This window comes from Planomicrobium okeanokoites, assembly GCF_003428875.1.
GTDB lineage: Bacteria > Bacillota > Bacilli > Bacillales_A > Planococcaceae > Planococcus > Planococcus okeanokoites.
The window spans coordinates 240,916-255,168 of the sequence record NZ_QQRS01000003.1; the positions used below are offsets into that span (position 1 = coordinate 240,916).

Consider the following 14,253-nt stretch of genomic DNA (forward strand, 5'->3'; position numbering starts at 1 on the left):
TTACATTTTTCGAATTTCATCCGCCGCTTCAGAAAGTCCGTCCTGAAAAATATGATCATTTCCTGGAAGTTGTTTAACTGCCGCGCTCGGCAGATTTTCCATATATTTTTGCAAATGGGAGAAAGGGACGATTTCATCTTCGATGCTGTGCAACAGAACAACATCAGGCAATAGGGCGTTTCGGGTGGAGAAATCATCTGCCAGCTGGAAATCTTCCAATTGCCAATCTTCGTCCAGCCCCCAAAACGGTGCGGCAATTGTAATGACTTTCGAAAAAGATTTTCCCAGTTCCTCTTCAGACAAAAACTTCAACAGAGCGGATCCGCCGATGGAATGGCCCACCAATACGCTGCCGTCCTCCACAGCCGCCAGTTCCTCTTTCAAAACTTCACGCCACTCTCTGTATTTCGGATCTTCAGGTTCCGGCATATCAGGGGCGATTACCTGATAGTCTGTGCCGAGTTCCTTCTTAAGATATTGCAGCAACCCGCTGCTTCCTTGCTGTTCTCCTTGAGGGCCGGCACTATGGATGAATAAAACCTGCTGTGCCATTGCAGCCGCCTCCTTTCATTTTCTTCAAATGAACTCTGGCATCCGGTTCAAGCCGTGCAAGCAATGTTTAAGGATTTTCACGATAAGCTTCACGTGTTCCGGATGGAAGTGTCAAAAGCTCCAGCAATTGATCGACCACTTTTTTGCGGGTTTCAAAATCGAACGGTTCACCGCATGGCCGCCCCATTTTGAACGGGACATGCAATGTCCGGGGAGCGGCGACTTTATCAGAGACTTCCGGGAACAGCGTGACCATCGCGGTTGGAATATCCGAAGCTTCTAAAGCTCGGGCATACAGCCCGAGAACGTTATGGCAGGAACCTCAGCCAGGCACAAGCAATGCCGCATCGATTCCCTCATTAAGGAGCAGTTCTGCAACTTTCGGAATCGAATCCTGTTCGGCTAATGCCGTATCGAGGATACCGCCGTTCAATCCAATATTAATGGATGATACAGAACCGATTTTTCCGTCCTTTGCAGATTGCTTTAATTGCGGGAGAGGAAACACGATTGTCGGATCAGATTTCGCATACTTGGTATCGATATAAATATGTGTCACAGTCAGATCCTGTTCGGAAACATCAGAAGGGACGATCCTGAACGTATGGTCGCCTGCCGGGTTATCGACATCAAAGGGTCTATCCGTCTTCAAGTGCACACCTGCGGTTGACACAAGAGCCACTTTACATTCATTTAGCGGCTTAGGCAAAAATGCTTCAGGGGATGTTGGATGTTCCCGCATATGGCTCATGGTGAATTTCTTGTAGGCTCCAGTGAAGTTGCCGGAAAAAGTCCGCGACATTTTTGACTTGATTTTTGTTTTCATTTTCATGGAACAGCATTCCTCCGTTTCGGTCTGATTACTGATAAGTATTCGCTGTTCAGGAAAGAATTCCTTTAATGCGGCAGCAGTTAGTTGACAGGCGCTGTAAACCGACTTATAGTTCAATCAATTTAAAATGGAAGGCGGAGAAGCGAGCGATGAAATTGTATAACGAATTGGCAAGTTGGTGGCCGTTGATGTCTCCCCACACGGAATATGAAGAAGAAGCGGAGCTGTATCTGGAAATCATCCGGCGCTATCATCCCGATATTCAGAAAGCGGTCGAATTCGGTTCCGGAGGCGGCAGTAATGCATTCTATCTGAAACGGAATTTTTCCATGACCCTGACTGATCTATCGCCTGAAATGCTGGAAGTCAGCCGTGAACTGAATCCGGATTGCGAACATATCCAAGGAGATATGCGATATTTGGATCTTGGCGATGAATTCGACTTAGTTTTTATCCATGATGCAATCACCCATTTTACGGACAAGGCGGATTTGCTGGAAGTCATGCAAAACGCGAAAAAGCATTTGAACGAAAAAGGTATCCTGATGATCATGACCGATCAATTTGAAGAAACTTTCAAACCTGTGACTGACCACGGAGGGATAGACCAGGCAAAGCGGGGCATGCGGTATTTGGAATGGACATATGACACTGACCCTGATGATCACAAAACAGAAACCGAATACGTCTATGTCTTGCGGAATGAAGACGGCGGAATTGCCAGGGAATTTGACCGGAGTGAATCCGGATTGTTCTCCATGCCGGAGTGGGAAGAGCTATTGGCGCAGGCTGGATTCCAGGCGCATTTCGAACGGGTTGAATACACGGAAGTGGAAGGGAATTATTTTGCGATTGTGGCGACGCAGCTTTAGATTGTACCGATGGCAGCACACCTGGGTTCAACTATCGGGTGTGTTTTTTTTTGCACATTTAAAAGTTATTGTCGCTAAGCATCTCCAAGAAAGATTTTTCAATATACAAAATCGGGTATAGCAATATTAATTAAGCTTTTTTATTTAAACTAAGGTCAACCCTTTCCTATTGCCGGTGCATCCGACATTCAGAATAAAGTAGGTGACTTATGAGAAAGCTGCGTCCATTATTTATACTGACTTTTCTTTGTCTCTTTTTGAGCACAGCAGCCCACGCCGCTTACCTGGTTGAATGGGCAGGAAATCGCTTTATGCTGGGGCCGAACGACGGGCTCTCGCAAATGATGCCGTTCAAAGCGATGCTTTATGAACAATATACTTCAGGTGAATTTTTCTATTCGCCTTTTTTCGGTCTGGGCAGCGGCACTTATAGTGGCTTGTCCTATTACTTTTCCACTTCGATTTTCTTCGCACTGACCGTCAACTTCTTCTTTATATTCGAACTTCTCGGTGTGATTACAGAACCCGATATCCTTTTTTGGGCGCATGCCGCCGTCTTCATCAATATCGTAAAGCTGGCCTTAGTGCTCATTGTCAGCTATCTGGTCTTTCGTTACATGAAATTCCAGCCGGTGCCTGCTTTCCTGGGTGCTTCCATCTATGGGCTTTCCAGTATGTATTTTCGGCACGCTGTATATTGGGAATTTTTTGCGGACGCTTATTTATGGCTGCCGTTACTCATATTCGGCATTGAAAAAATCTTTCGTGAACAGCGTCCTGGCTGGTTCATCACAGCTGTTGCAATAGCGATGATCGACAGCTTTTACTTTGCCTATATCAATCTTCTGCTTGCCGGCATCTACATCCTTTTCCGGCTCTTTTTGACGCTAGCCGCCATTGAAATCAAAAGAGGCAAAGCCGTGATCCTTTTTCTGATAAGCGGACTGTTCGGTGCCGGTATCAGCGCCGTTTCGTTCATCCCGGCGGTCCACGCTTTTCTGCATAACCATCGGCCGGATTATGTCCATGACATTGAATGGATCAGGTTTCACGATAATATTCTTTTTACGAGCAGCTACGTCATTTTGCCGGCGGCATTTATCGGTCTGGCTTTTGCGCTCCCGCTTTACCGTGACCGCAGATTCCGTTTTTTTGTGTCAGTTTCTCTGGCTTGTGTCCTGCTCCATTACAGTCCGCAAGTTGCCAGTGTTTTCAACGGTTTTTCCGCACCCCAATACCGATGGGAATTTTTTCTTTCCTTTGTTTCGGGTGGCGCTGTCGCTGCAGGGTTCAGTAACCTGGCTTTATTGAAAATAAAAGATATCAGTAAGGCTGGCGTCTTAGCGCTAATAGTGTATGGGCTCTTTGCCTTGGGGGACGAGCGGCTCGAAATCCATCCATTATTGATTGGTTCTATTGCATTGATCAGCGTGTTTATTCTGATGCTTTATACAGTCGCTGTAAAAAGAAAATCAAAAACAGGGGGAGCGGCAGTAGCGCTGTTCATGGCGCTGCTCTTTGCGGCGGCGGCATATCAATTTATCGTCGCTGTTGCCAGGGACGGTGTGACCATCCAATTTCCGCTGTTCCTCGGCGTTCTTGGCTCAGCGCTGCTTATGTTCATCCTGCTCGTCCGTGCTGTTGAAAAGGATTCCAAATCATGGGAAGCTGTGGTTTTTATTGTCATTACGTTATTAGTGCTGGCGAACGGTTTTCAGTATGTCAATCTGATAAAAGGCGGCAAGACCGAAAGAGTGACGGAGGAATATATGACCGGAAGGAATTATGACGATCCAGAGATTAACCGTTTGCTTGAACAAATTGAAGAAAGGGAGGCTTTTCCTTTCTACCGGATCGACTGGATGGAAGGGAGAAGAAATAATACACCGATTGCAGAAGGCTTTTTTGGCTTAAGTGCCTATTCCAGTATTTTAAATGAACAACTGCTGTTTTTTTATCTGCATGAATTGGAGATTGATATGGCGCGTGAAAGTGTCAGCCGATACGCGACGCTCGGCAAGCGCGCCAACTTACACAGCTTATTGCTGGGAAATTACGTGATACTTCCACATGGAGATGAAAATGTTCCTGCCGGTTTTGAAAGGGTTCTCGAATCAGAGAATTTCATTGTGTACGAAAATCAATGGTCTTTGCCATTCATTCGGCCGGCTACAGCTGCCTATAGTGAAGAAAGTCTTGCAGGGGAACCGGTGCTCCGCCGTGAACATGCCATGTTGTCCGGTGTTGTATTGAAAAATCCGGATGAGCAGGGGGTGCTTCCGCCTGTACCGGAAGAGCTGGAATTTGAAGCGGCAGGAGTTGAAGCCACCTATGAAAACGGATTGCTTGAAGTAACAGGGGAAAACGGAGGCATCGATGTGCAACTGATAGAAACTGTGCCTGCGGAAAGCGATTTGTATATCTCATTCAATTTGGTCAATCTTGCTGAGAGTGAAGGATTCGCTTTAACCGTCAATTCCTACCGCACATTAAGGAAACCGAATGATTCCATCTATAAAACATTCGTCGATGATTTAACCATCCGCGTTCCGGCTGATGACATAATTCGAATTCGGGTTCCAGAAGGAACTTACAAATTATCCGAACTCGCCGTGTACGAAGAATCGTATGAAGTGCTGCGCACTGAAACGGCTGAAGCAAAGGGGAGCAATCGTTTTGAATGGAGCGGCAGCCGCATCAAAGCGGAATACCTGAATGCCACTGACGACCAATTCATTGTGCTGCCCGTTCCTTATGAAGTTGGCTGGACAGCAAAAATCAACGATGAAAAGGCGGAAGTGCTGGAAGCGAATTACGCATTCATGGCTGTACCGGCATCTCCCGGGATGAATGAAATTGAATTGACTTACCGGCCGCCGCATTTCTGGAAGTCGCTGCTGCTCAGTTTACTTTCACTGGTCGGTGCCGCCATATACCTTTTCATGCGGAGAAAAATATGAAGCGAATGAAGCGGCTGAATTTAGGGTAGGGAATTATAAAGGAAGTTAGGACAGGGGGACTGAAAATGGACTTTTTGCCCGCAGATTATATGGTCATTACAATCCGGCTTTTAATGGCGGCGTTTCTGAGCGGCATGATCGGAATCGAAAGGGAGACAAAAAAGCAGCCTGCGGGACTCCGTACGCATTTATTGGTCGGAACCGGCGCATGCCTCATGATGATCCTTTCTCTCAACGGCTTTGATAATTACATTAATAATGCCAGTGGACCGCTGCAGTTTGACCCTTCCCGTATTCCATCCTATGTCATCAGCGGCATCGGGTTTCTCGGGGCAGGAACCATCATCGTCAATCGGGGTTCTGTAAAAGGTCTGGCGACTGCCGCCTCCATTTGGGTTGCAGCCGGTCTTGGATTGGTTGTCGGAATCGGCATGTATTATGTCGCGGTCCTGTCGACCATTATCGTGATCGGTACATTATATGTGCTGGGGGAAGTTGAGAAGAAGTATATTTCCAAACACAAACAAAAACAAATCATCATCATCGCGGAAGATCAGGAAGAGATGTTTTCCAAACTCAGCGGCTACTTCGAAGACAATGAATTGAAGGTGATGGATTTTCAAATTGAAAATGTTGATACTTACAGTGAAAAGCGAGTCTCAAAATACATTTTTTCCATCGAAGAAGGCTACGTCAGCAATGAAATAGAGCTTGTCAAAGAGGTCCAAAAGCTCGATGGGGTGGCGAAAGTGATTGTATGATCCATATGGCAAATCAGCAAAGCCGATGCGGTGTAGAATATGGATGTTAAATTGCCGAATCGGCCAACTGCTTTGGCGGATAATAAAGGAAAGTGTGATCTTTGGAGAGAATAGACTAGCGAGGGAAAATTTTCACTGATCCGTGCTGATGGCATGGCGGAGACGAAAGGGGAAGGAAGATGAAAATTCTAATTCTTGGCGGCACCCGCTTTCTGGGACGTTTTATTGCGGAAAGGGCTCTGCAAAACGGACACGAAGTGACTTTATTCAATAGAGGCCAGTCAGGCCCAGAACTGTTTCCGGAAGCGGAAAAACTGATTGGCGACCGGAACGGAGACCTCGAAGCGCTGAGAGGTCGCAGTTGGGATGCGGTCATTGATCCGAGCGGTTATTTGCCATGGTCCGTCGCCGAGTCGGCAGAATTGCTTGCTGAAGCAGCGGAGCATTACACATTCATCTCGAGCGCATCGGTTTATGATCATCTGGAACAGCCGAATATAGATGAAAACCATTCAGTCGGCAAATTGTCCACGGAGAGGATCGAAGAGCTGAAAAAGCTGGAACCCCAACAGGCAATCGCTGAAAACTACGGTGAACTGAAATATCATTGCGAACAGGAAGTGGAACGGGTTTTTCAGGGACGCAGTTTAATTATCCGTCCGGGGCTGATCGTCGGTCCCTATGATTTCACAGACCGTTTCAGCTATTGGATCAACCGCATTGCGATAGGCGGAGAAGTGCTCGCACCTGGACGACGCGATAAGCGGATTCAGTTTATCGATGTCCGGGACTTGGCAGAATGGATCATCCGTATGGTGGAGTCGAAAGCGAATGGCATTTACAATGCCACAGGACCGGAAACTGGGTTGACGATGGAGGAATTTCTGCATAAATGCAAAGAAACGATCGGCAATAAAGTCGACCTGGTCTGGGTCGAGGAAAAATTTCTGCTTGGCCATGAAGTGGACGGCTGGACCGACATGCCGCTGTGGATTCCTGACAGTATGAATATGCCGGGCTTCCTTACCGTCAACATACAAAAAGCGATGGATGCAGGGCTGAATTTCCGCCCTTTGGCGGAAACCATCCGTGATACGTTGGATTGGGAAGCTTCACGCACTGTAACTGAGAGGAAAGCAGGACTGGATCCTGACAAGGAAAAGGCGGTTCTGAATGATTGGAATGAAAAAGGACTATAAATAAAAGGCGATACTCTCCAAAAAAATCGGCGTTTGTTATAAGATAAGAGTCAACGGCACCTTTGAAAGGGGTGATATCAGGTGACAAGCAAATCTCGAATGTCAGCGTCAGGAAAAACTCATGCAAAGCCTGTAATTCAGAATGGCGATACTTTGCGTGGGGGAAGCAAGAACTAATTCGCCCGTAAATGTGTCATTCGAACATGGCTTCCTTATAAATGACCAATCAAACCATAAGGAGTGTTTCAAAATGATACATGTAAAAGAAACAAGCGATAAACAAGGAACTGCCGGCGAGCGGCCGGAAGCTTTTATACGCAACGATCAGTTCAACTTTATCAAAGGCCAGACAAAAATCCTGGTCAATGGCAAAGCGAGCAGCAGCGATGCGGAAGTGCTGAGCGTGCTGCGCCATCTCGCCCAGGAAAAAGTTTTCAGCCTTTTCCCTTCATTGAACGATGAACAAAAAGCTGTGTTGAAACCGTTGACCGCTGTAAAGGAAACAGCTGAAGCGGAAGCCTTTCTTGAACAATTATCGGCATACCTGCTGCCGTTCAAAAGTGTAACGGATCAGAACCTGAAAAAATTATTCCCGAAAGCGAAAAAGCTGAAAGGGCCGAAGCTCGAAACGGTTGACTTCAAAAAGCTGTCGTATCTCGGCTGGATTGAAAGTGCGACACTCATGTATCTGGTCATCGAAAAGGATGGCCGACTGGAAGGCATCCACGGCAGCTTCAATCGCAGTGCAAAACACGGCATCTGTTCGATTTGCAACAAGCATAACGAAGTAGGCCTTTTCACCGCCAAGACTAAAGGTTCCAGCCCGGATAATTTCGTCAAACGCGGCAACTATATCTGTCAGGATAACGATTCCTGCAATCGAAATATCGATACCTTGGAGCGTCTCCATGATTTTGTGGAACGCCTGCAAAAATAATGAAAATAAGTGCTTTCCGGGAAACCGGAAAGCTTTTTTTATTGGAGAAAACAGCTTGACACCAGGGTGTGGGACAAAGGATATCCCAATTGTCAGAATTTCAGGTTGACAATGTGTGGAACAGAATATATATTATGTGTAACCGGTTACACATTACAGACTGAGAGGTTAGACTTATGACGACGATTAGGGATGTAGCTAAAAAAGCGGGCGTTTCCGTTGCAACAGTTTCAAGATTTTTGAACGGCAATGGTTATGTCAGCCAAGAGGCGGCAATTGCCGTGAAAGCGGCTGTAGAAGAGCTGAACTATGAGCTGAATACGGTTGCCCGCTCGCTTTCTACCAAAAAGTCGAATCTGATTGGTTTAATCCTGCCGGATATTACAAACCCCTTTTTTCCGGAACTTGCCCGAGCTGTGGAAGACGTGGCATTGACGTACGGCTACACTGTGGTGTTGTGTAATTCCGATGAAGATCCGAAAAAAGAGAAGAATTACATTGAAACCTTGAAGAAAAAATATATCGCCGGTTTTATTGTCACATCCAACCAGCTCGATGCACCCCATTACGCTAATTTAAAACTGCCGGTTGTTGCACTTGACCGCGTCATCAACGAGCAGATACCGACTGTCGTATCGAACAATAGGCAGGGCGGTTTTATGGGAGCGCAGGCTTTAGTGGACAGAGGGAGCAAAAATCTGCTGTTCCTTAGAGGTCCGGAAGATTTCGGTTCGGCAAATGACCGTTACATCGGATTCAAAGATGCAATGGAGAGGAACAGCGTTGCTTACGAAACAGTATTCTGTCCTTTTCATTTCGCGGAGTCAGAAAGCATTGTGGAAAAGATTTTGCAGGACAATAAAGACATCGATGGCATATTCGCCAGCAGTGATGTGCAGGCAGCTGGAGCGTTAAAAGCAGCCCACAATCTGGGGCTGGCTGTACCGAAAGATTTACAGATTATCGGTTTTGACGGAATTTCAATGGGAGAAATGATGACGCCCGCTTTGACGACTATCGCTCAGGATATTTATAAAATGGGCGCTATTGCAGCCAGGGTGCTGATCAAACAGATTGAAGGCCAGCCGATTGATAATTTTATGAACGAAATTCCTGTAAGTCTGGTAGTTCGGGGAACGACGAAAGGAGCGGTGACATGATTACAGTAGTAGGCAGTATCAATATGGATCTCGTTGTGCGGACGGACCGATTCCCGAAGCAGGGAGAAACAGCACTTGGAGATTTGTACACGACGATACCAGGCGGTAAAGGAGCTAATCAGGCTGTTGCGGCTTCCAGGATCGGAAGTGATGTACAGATGGTTGGTGCAGTAGGAACTGATGCGTTCGGACGAGTGCTGGTTGAAGGTCTGGACGCAGAAGGTGTACACATTGAACACGTCAAGCAATTGGATGGAATGAGCGGAATCGCCAACATCCTGCTTTCTGAAGGAGATAACAGGATCATCGTGGTGCCGGGTGCGAACCATCTGCTTAAGCAAGAAGAAATAGATGGTTTGGAATACCTGTTTGAAGCGAGTGATCTTGTAATCATGCAATTGGAGATTCCACTGCCTGTTGTGCAGCGGACTTTGGAAATTTGCCGCCGCATTGGTACGCCGACTATTCTGAATCCGGCGCCATCAGCGGGTTATCGCAAAGAGATGGAACCTTATTGGACCTACCTGACTCCAAATGAATCAGAAGCGGAAGAAATTTTCGGTGCCGAATGGGAAAATGCTTTGGAGCAATTTCCGAACCGCCTTATTGTGACATTGGGTAAAAAAGGAGCCCGCTATTTCGACGGCGTGAAACATGTGCTTGTCGAAGGATACGAAACGCAAGTTGTGGATACGACAGGGGCCGGTGATACATTCAATGGCGCACTTGGCGTGGCGATTTCAGAACAAATGCCTTTTGAAGAAGCTGTTCGTTTTGCCAATGCCGCGGCATCCTTATCAGTAGAAAAAATGGGTGCACAAGGTGGAATGCCGAAAAAAGAAGCAGTTCTCGCAAGAATGCGTGGTGCTTCGAAGTGAAAAAACAAGGAATGATCAACCGTGACATCGCAGCCTCGCTGGCGGGATTCGGCCACACAGATCGATTGGTGATTGCAGACTGCGGCCTGCCGATACCGAAAGGCGTTCCCTGCATCGATTTATCTTATGAATTGGGCAAGCCGTCATTTGTCGATATTCTGGATGCTGTGATTGCGGACTTTCAACATGAAGCCGCTTTTATTGCCGGTGAAATAGAACTGGCAAATCCGGAAATCGAATCAAAAATTAAAGAGCGAACAGCTGTATCTTGTATTACGCATGAAGAGTTAAAGGAAATGAGCAGAGACGCCAAACTGATAATCCGTACCGGTGAAGCGACTCCATACGCTAATATTGTGCTGCAGTCAGGTGTTATTTTCTAGAAAGGCAGGTGTAAAACCATGATTGAAATGACAGGTATTTCGAAAGCGTTCAGCGGTAACCAAGTACTGAAAGACGTTTCTTTTTCATTGGAGAAAGGTGAAATACATGCCTTGATGGGAGAAAACGGAGCCGGAAAATCTACCATGATGAAAGTGTTGACGGGAATCTATAAGCGTGATGCCGGCACCATTATAGTCAAAGGGGAAGAAGTGAATTTCACTTCACCCAAAGAGGCGGAAAAAGCCGGAATTGCAGTAATTCACCAGGAACTGAATATCCTGCCGCATCTGTCGATTGCTGAAAATCTGTTTCTCGGGAAAGAAGAAACCGTCGGTAAAACAAGTATTCTGAGAACCAAAAGCATGAACACCAAAACAAAGAAAATTCTTGGGGAATTAGGGCTCGATGTGAACCCTTCATCTCCAGCGAGTGAATTATCGGTCGGCAAGCAGCAAATCGTGGAAATCGCGAAAGCATTGTCCGCAGAAGCTGAAGTCATTGTAATGGACGAACCGACTGCGGCTTTGACTGACCGGGAAATCGACACGCTCTTCAAGACGATTCGGAACCTGCAGAAAAAGGGCGTTTCGTTCATCTATATTTCCCACAGGATGGAAGAGATTTTCTCTCTCTGTGACCGGATTACTGTACTGCGGGACGGCGAATTTGCGGGAGTGAAATATATTAAGGACACATCCTTTGAAGAAATTGTCCAGTTGATGGTAGGCCGTGAACTCGGCGAGCGTTTCCCGGAAAGGCACGCCGAGATTGGCGAAGTAAAGCTTGCAGTCAATGGATTGTCGAGAAAAGGGTGTTTTGAAAATATATCGTTTGTGTTGCATAAAGGTGAGGTGCTTTCAATCGCGGGTCTGATGGGAGCCGGACGGACGGAAGTGGCTGAAACACTATTCGGTTACCGGAAAGCTGATGCGGGCGATGTAGAGCTGGACGGCAAGAAAGTAAAAATCAACAGTCCACGCGCTGCTAAGAATTTAGGCATCGGTTATGTAACTGAAGACCGGAAATCAGAAGGCTTGCTGGTGGACTTCACAGTCGAAGAGAATATCAGTCTGACCAACTTCCATGAAATTTCGAAGTACGGCTTGATTTCGCAGAAGAAAGAAAGTGCGCTTTATCAATCAATGAAAGAACGGCTGGGCATCAGGACTTCCGGTCCTCACCAGACAGCGAAATCGCTGAGCGGGGGAAATCAGCAAAAAGTCGTCATTGCAAAATGGATTGGCATTGAACCCGAATTACTGATCTTAGATGAACCGACCCGAGGTGTGGACGTTGGCGCAAAAAAAGAGATTTACTCAATCATCAACCAACTTGCGGAGCGGGGCGTCGCTATTCTGATGATTTCATCTGAATTACCGGAAGTGCTCGGCATGGCTGACCGTGTTCTCATCATGCATGAAGGTAAACTTGCAGGTGAGTTGTCAAAAGAAGAAATGACACAGGAAAAAATTATGCACTACGCTACTGGAGGTGAAAGTAATGCAGCTCAAAACAGCTAATCAATCACTATTTCAAAAAATTGCACCGTTTATCGGCTTAATCCTCATTATTGTAATCATTACTTTACTGAATCCTGGATTTCTTTCGCTGAATAATATCCTCAACGTCCTGAGGCAAGTATCGATCAATGCTTTGATTGCCTTTGGAATGACCTTTGTCATTCTGACAGGAGGCATCGATTTATCGGTCGGCTCAATTCTGGCACTGACCGGAGCTGTGACTGCCGGAATGATGGCAAGCGGAGTTGATCCGATCTTGGCCATGTTCGTCGGTCTTTTGCTAGGCGCGTTACTTGGAGCCTTTAACGGAGTAATTATTGCTAAAGGGAAGGTTGCACCATTTATTGCAACTTTAGCGACAATGACGATTTATCGGGGGATAACGCTCGTTTATACGGAAGGCCGCCCGGTTTCCGGAATCGGTGACGGCGGTGCATTCCAAATGTTGGGCAGAGGATATTTCCTCGGCATACCTATACCGGTTGTAACCATGATCATCAGTTTTCTTATTCTATATTTCATCTTAAAGAAAACGACTTTCGGACGCCGTGTTTACGCAGTAGGCGGAAATGAAGAAGCGTCGATTCTTTCGGGAATCAATGCAGATCGCATCAAAATCTATGTCTACTCGTTGATCGGCTTCCTGTCAGCTTTTGCGGCATTGATTCTGACATCGCGCCTGAATTCAGCGCAACCGACTGCCGGGCAGATGTTCGAGCTTGATGCCATCGCGGCAGTGGTGCTGGGCGGCACGAGCTTAACTGGCGGACGCGGCTGGATTGTCGGTACTTTGATCGGTGCTTTGATCATTGGTGTATTGAATAATGGTTTGAACTTAATTGGGGTTTCGTCCTTCTTCCAGCAAGTGGTGAAGGGTGCAGTCATATTATTGGCGGTTCTGTTGGATCGTAAAAAAACAGCATAAGGAGTGTGGGAGAATGAACAAGTTCAAGTTTCTAGCAATGTTGGTGGCCATGATGGTTTTAGCGGCATGTTCAATGGAAGGTCCGGGCTCAGGTTCAGAAGAGGAGTCAGGCGGCAGTACGGAAAGTGATGGGGAATACACAATCGGCTTTTCAATTTCGACATTGAACAATCCTTTCTTTGTAACATTGAGCGAAGGAGCTGAAGCGAAAGCTGAAGAGCTGGGCGCAGAAATTTCAGTTGTCGATGCTCAGAATGACGCAGCAAAACAAGCGAGTGATGTAGAAGATTTGATCCAGCAAGGTGTAGATCTTATCATGATCAATCCCGTCGATTCAGAAGCGGTGGCAACTGCAGTCGAATCAGCGAACAACGCTGATATTCCCGTAATTTCGGTTGACCGCAGTGTAGAAGGCGCAGAAGTGGTTTCACACATTGCCTCTGATAATACAGCTGGTGGAGAAATGGCAGGCGAATACTTGTTGTCACTAGTTGGAGAAGGTGCAAAAGTGGCTGAGCTCCAAGGAGTACCAGGAGCTTCAGCAACACGTGAACGGGGAGAAGGGTTCAATAATATCGCCCAGGAAAGCCTGGATGTAGTGGCCCAGCAAACAGCAAACTTTGACCGTGCAGAAGGATTGAGCGTTATGGAAAATATTCTCCAGTCCAATCCGGATATCACAGGCGTTTTTGCTCATAATGATGAAATGGCATTAGGGGCTCTTGAAGCTATCGAAGCTGCAGGCAAAGATATTCAAGTTGTCGGTTTTGATGCAACGGAAGATGCAGTACAAGCGGTTGAAGAAGGACGTCTTGCAGGCACAGTTGCCCAAAAACCGGATTTGATCGGTGAAACAGGTGTAGAAACAGCGGTTCAATTCCTTGATGGAGAAGATGTAGAAGCATCAATTCCAGTAGAACTTGAATTGATCCAGCCTTAAACATATACGAATTAAAGAGAGTATTGAGCAGCATCCTTGTGAAAGGGTGCTGCTTTTTTCTGTCCAGCTATAATTTCATTTTCAAGGTTGGGAAAATTTTTCGTGTTTTTGGAAAGAAAAAATAATAAGGATTCAAAAAAATGATGTTTATATATAATAAATATCGCTAAATTGATTTATTTGTATAAAGTAAGAACTTTTAATAGGGCTTTATCATCTTATCTCCTTATAACGGGTTGGGAAATATTTCTGTCTATTGATTTGAAAAAATTGTCAGTTTACTATCAAAAGAAGCAAGGTACAAGATATGCCTTATCTGCCGCATGAGCAGCT

14 protein-coding genes are annotated in these 14,253 nt (G+C 46.2%); 11 read left to right on the forward strand and 3 right to left on the reverse strand.

Annotated features, from left to right (window positions below):
- From D2910_RS09110 to D2910_RS09120, 3 genes are all read right to left on the reverse strand, one after another.
- Complete coding sequence (locus D2910_RS09110) at positions 1-552, reverse strand: alpha/beta fold hydrolase (protein ID WP_117313278.1); 552 nt, start codon at positions 550-552, stop codon at positions 1-3.
- 67 nt (positions 553-619) lie between these two features.
- Positions 620-808, reverse strand: a complete 189-nt coding sequence (locus D2910_RS09115; protein ID WP_084242767.1) for a hypothetical protein — start codon at positions 806-808, stop codon at positions 620-622.
- Positions 809-874: 66 nt separating this feature from the next.
- Positions 875-1,384, reverse strand: coding sequence for a glycine/sarcosine/betaine reductase selenoprotein B family protein (locus D2910_RS09120; RefSeq protein ID WP_084242766.1), 510 nt, complete (start codon positions 1,382-1,384; stop codon positions 875-877).
- A 149-nt stretch (positions 1,385-1,533) separates the two neighbouring features.
- Here D2910_RS09120 and D2910_RS09125 point away from each other — a divergent pair, with 149 nt between their 5' ends.
- The 11 genes from D2910_RS09125 to rbsB all read left to right on the forward strand — a co-directional run bounded on the left by D2910_RS09125 (position 1,534) and on the right by rbsB (position 13,920).
- Positions 1,534-2,256: a class I SAM-dependent methyltransferase gene (locus tag D2910_RS09125; RefSeq protein WP_117313279.1), complete on the forward strand. Its 723-nt coding sequence runs from the start codon at positions 1,534-1,536 to the stop codon at positions 2,254-2,256.
- Between the two features lie 209 nt (positions 2,257-2,465).
- Positions 2,466-5,216, forward strand: a complete 2,751-nt coding sequence (locus D2910_RS09130; protein ID WP_117313280.1) for a YfhO family protein — start codon at positions 2,466-2,468, stop codon at positions 5,214-5,216.
- Between the two features lie 65 nt (positions 5,217-5,281).
- Positions 5,282-5,977, forward strand: a complete 696-nt coding sequence (locus D2910_RS09135; protein WP_117313281.1) for an MgtC/SapB family protein — start codon at positions 5,282-5,284, stop codon at positions 5,975-5,977.
- A gap of 179 nt (positions 5,978-6,156) precedes the next feature.
- Entirely contained in the window at positions 6,157-7,176 is a 1,020-nt protein-coding gene (locus tag D2910_RS09140) for an NAD-dependent epimerase/dehydratase family protein (RefSeq protein WP_117313282.1), read from the forward strand.
- Positions 7,177-7,426: 250 nt separating this feature from the next.
- The gene (locus D2910_RS09145) at positions 7,427-8,113 is read left to right on the forward strand and encodes a FusB/FusC family EF-G-binding protein (RefSeq protein WP_117313283.1); all 687 of its coding nucleotides are present in this window, start codon (positions 7,427-7,429) and stop codon (positions 8,111-8,113) included.
- Positions 8,114-8,289: 176 nt separating this feature from the next.
- Complete coding sequence (locus D2910_RS09150) at positions 8,290-9,273, forward strand: LacI family DNA-binding transcriptional regulator (protein WP_117313284.1); 984 nt, start codon at positions 8,290-8,292, stop codon at positions 9,271-9,273.
- Positions 9,270-10,151, forward strand: coding sequence for a ribokinase (gene rbsK / locus D2910_RS09155; protein WP_117313285.1), 882 nt, complete (start codon positions 9,270-9,272; stop codon positions 10,149-10,151). Before D2910_RS09150 ends, rbsK begins: the two co-directional genes overlap by 4 nt.
- Positions 10,148-10,534 (forward strand): D-ribose pyranase, encoded by a 387-nt coding sequence (gene rbsD, locus D2910_RS09160; RefSeq protein ID WP_117313286.1) that lies wholly within the window; start codon positions 10,148-10,150, stop codon positions 10,532-10,534. Before rbsK ends, rbsD begins: the two co-directional genes overlap by 4 nt.
- An 18-nt stretch (positions 10,535-10,552) precedes the next feature.
- Complete coding sequence (locus tag D2910_RS09165; protein ID WP_117313287.1) at positions 10,553-12,055, forward strand: sugar ABC transporter ATP-binding protein; 1,503 nt, start codon at positions 10,553-10,555, stop codon at positions 12,053-12,055.
- Complete coding sequence (gene rbsC / locus D2910_RS09170) at positions 12,036-12,980, forward strand: ribose ABC transporter permease (protein WP_117313288.1); 945 nt, start codon at positions 12,036-12,038, stop codon at positions 12,978-12,980. Before D2910_RS09165 ends, rbsC begins: the two co-directional genes overlap by 20 nt.
- A gap of 13 nt (positions 12,981-12,993) precedes the next feature.
- The gene (gene rbsB, locus D2910_RS09175) at positions 12,994-13,920 is read left to right on the forward strand and encodes a ribose ABC transporter substrate-binding protein RbsB (RefSeq protein WP_117313289.1); all 927 of its coding nucleotides are present in this window, start codon (positions 12,994-12,996) and stop codon (positions 13,918-13,920) included.
- The last annotated feature ends 333 nt before the right edge of the window (positions 13,921-14,253 follow it).

What these genes read in the sequence shown, in the direction of transcription:
- D2910_RS09135 (WP_117313281.1), top strand. Translation starts at nt 5,282, where the DNA reads ATGGACTTTTTGCCCGCAGATTATATGGTCATTACAATCCGGCTTTTA.
- D2910_RS09115 (WP_084242767.1), bottom strand. Translation starts at nt 808, where the DNA reads ATGGTCACGCTGTTCCCGGAAGTCTCTGATAAAGTCGCCGCTCCCCGG.
- D2910_RS09145 (WP_117313283.1), top strand. Translation starts at nt 7,427, where the DNA reads ATGATACATGTAAAAGAAACAAGCGATAAACAAGGAACTGCCGGCGAG.
- rbsK (WP_117313285.1), top strand. Translation starts at nt 9,270, where the DNA reads ATGATTACAGTAGTAGGCAGTATCAATATGGATCTCGTTGTGCGGACG.
- D2910_RS09120 (WP_084242766.1), bottom strand. Translation starts at nt 1,384, where the DNA reads ATGAAAATGAAAACAAAAATCAAGTCAAAAATGTCGCGGACTTTTTCC.
- D2910_RS09110 (WP_117313278.1), bottom strand. Translation starts at nt 552, where the DNA reads ATGGCACAGCAGGTTTTATTCATCCATAGTGCCGGCCCTCAAGGAGAA.
- rbsB (WP_117313289.1), top strand. Translation starts at nt 12,994, where the DNA reads ATGAACAAGTTCAAGTTTCTAGCAATGTTGGTGGCCATGATGGTTTTA.
- D2910_RS09140 (WP_117313282.1), top strand. Translation starts at nt 6,157, where the DNA reads ATGAAAATTCTAATTCTTGGCGGCACCCGCTTTCTGGGACGTTTTATT.
- rbsC (WP_117313288.1), top strand. Translation starts at nt 12,036, where the DNA reads ATGCAGCTCAAAACAGCTAATCAATCACTATTTCAAAAAATTGCACCG.
- D2910_RS09125 (WP_117313279.1), top strand. Translation starts at nt 1,534, where the DNA reads ATGAAATTGTATAACGAATTGGCAAGTTGGTGGCCGTTGATGTCTCCC.
- D2910_RS09130 (WP_117313280.1), top strand. Translation starts at nt 2,466, where the DNA reads ATGAGAAAGCTGCGTCCATTATTTATACTGACTTTTCTTTGTCTCTTT.
- D2910_RS09150 (WP_117313284.1), top strand. Translation starts at nt 8,290, where the DNA reads ATGACGACGATTAGGGATGTAGCTAAAAAAGCGGGCGTTTCCGTTGCA.
- D2910_RS09165 (WP_117313287.1), top strand. Translation starts at nt 10,553, where the DNA reads ATGATTGAAATGACAGGTATTTCGAAAGCGTTCAGCGGTAACCAAGTA.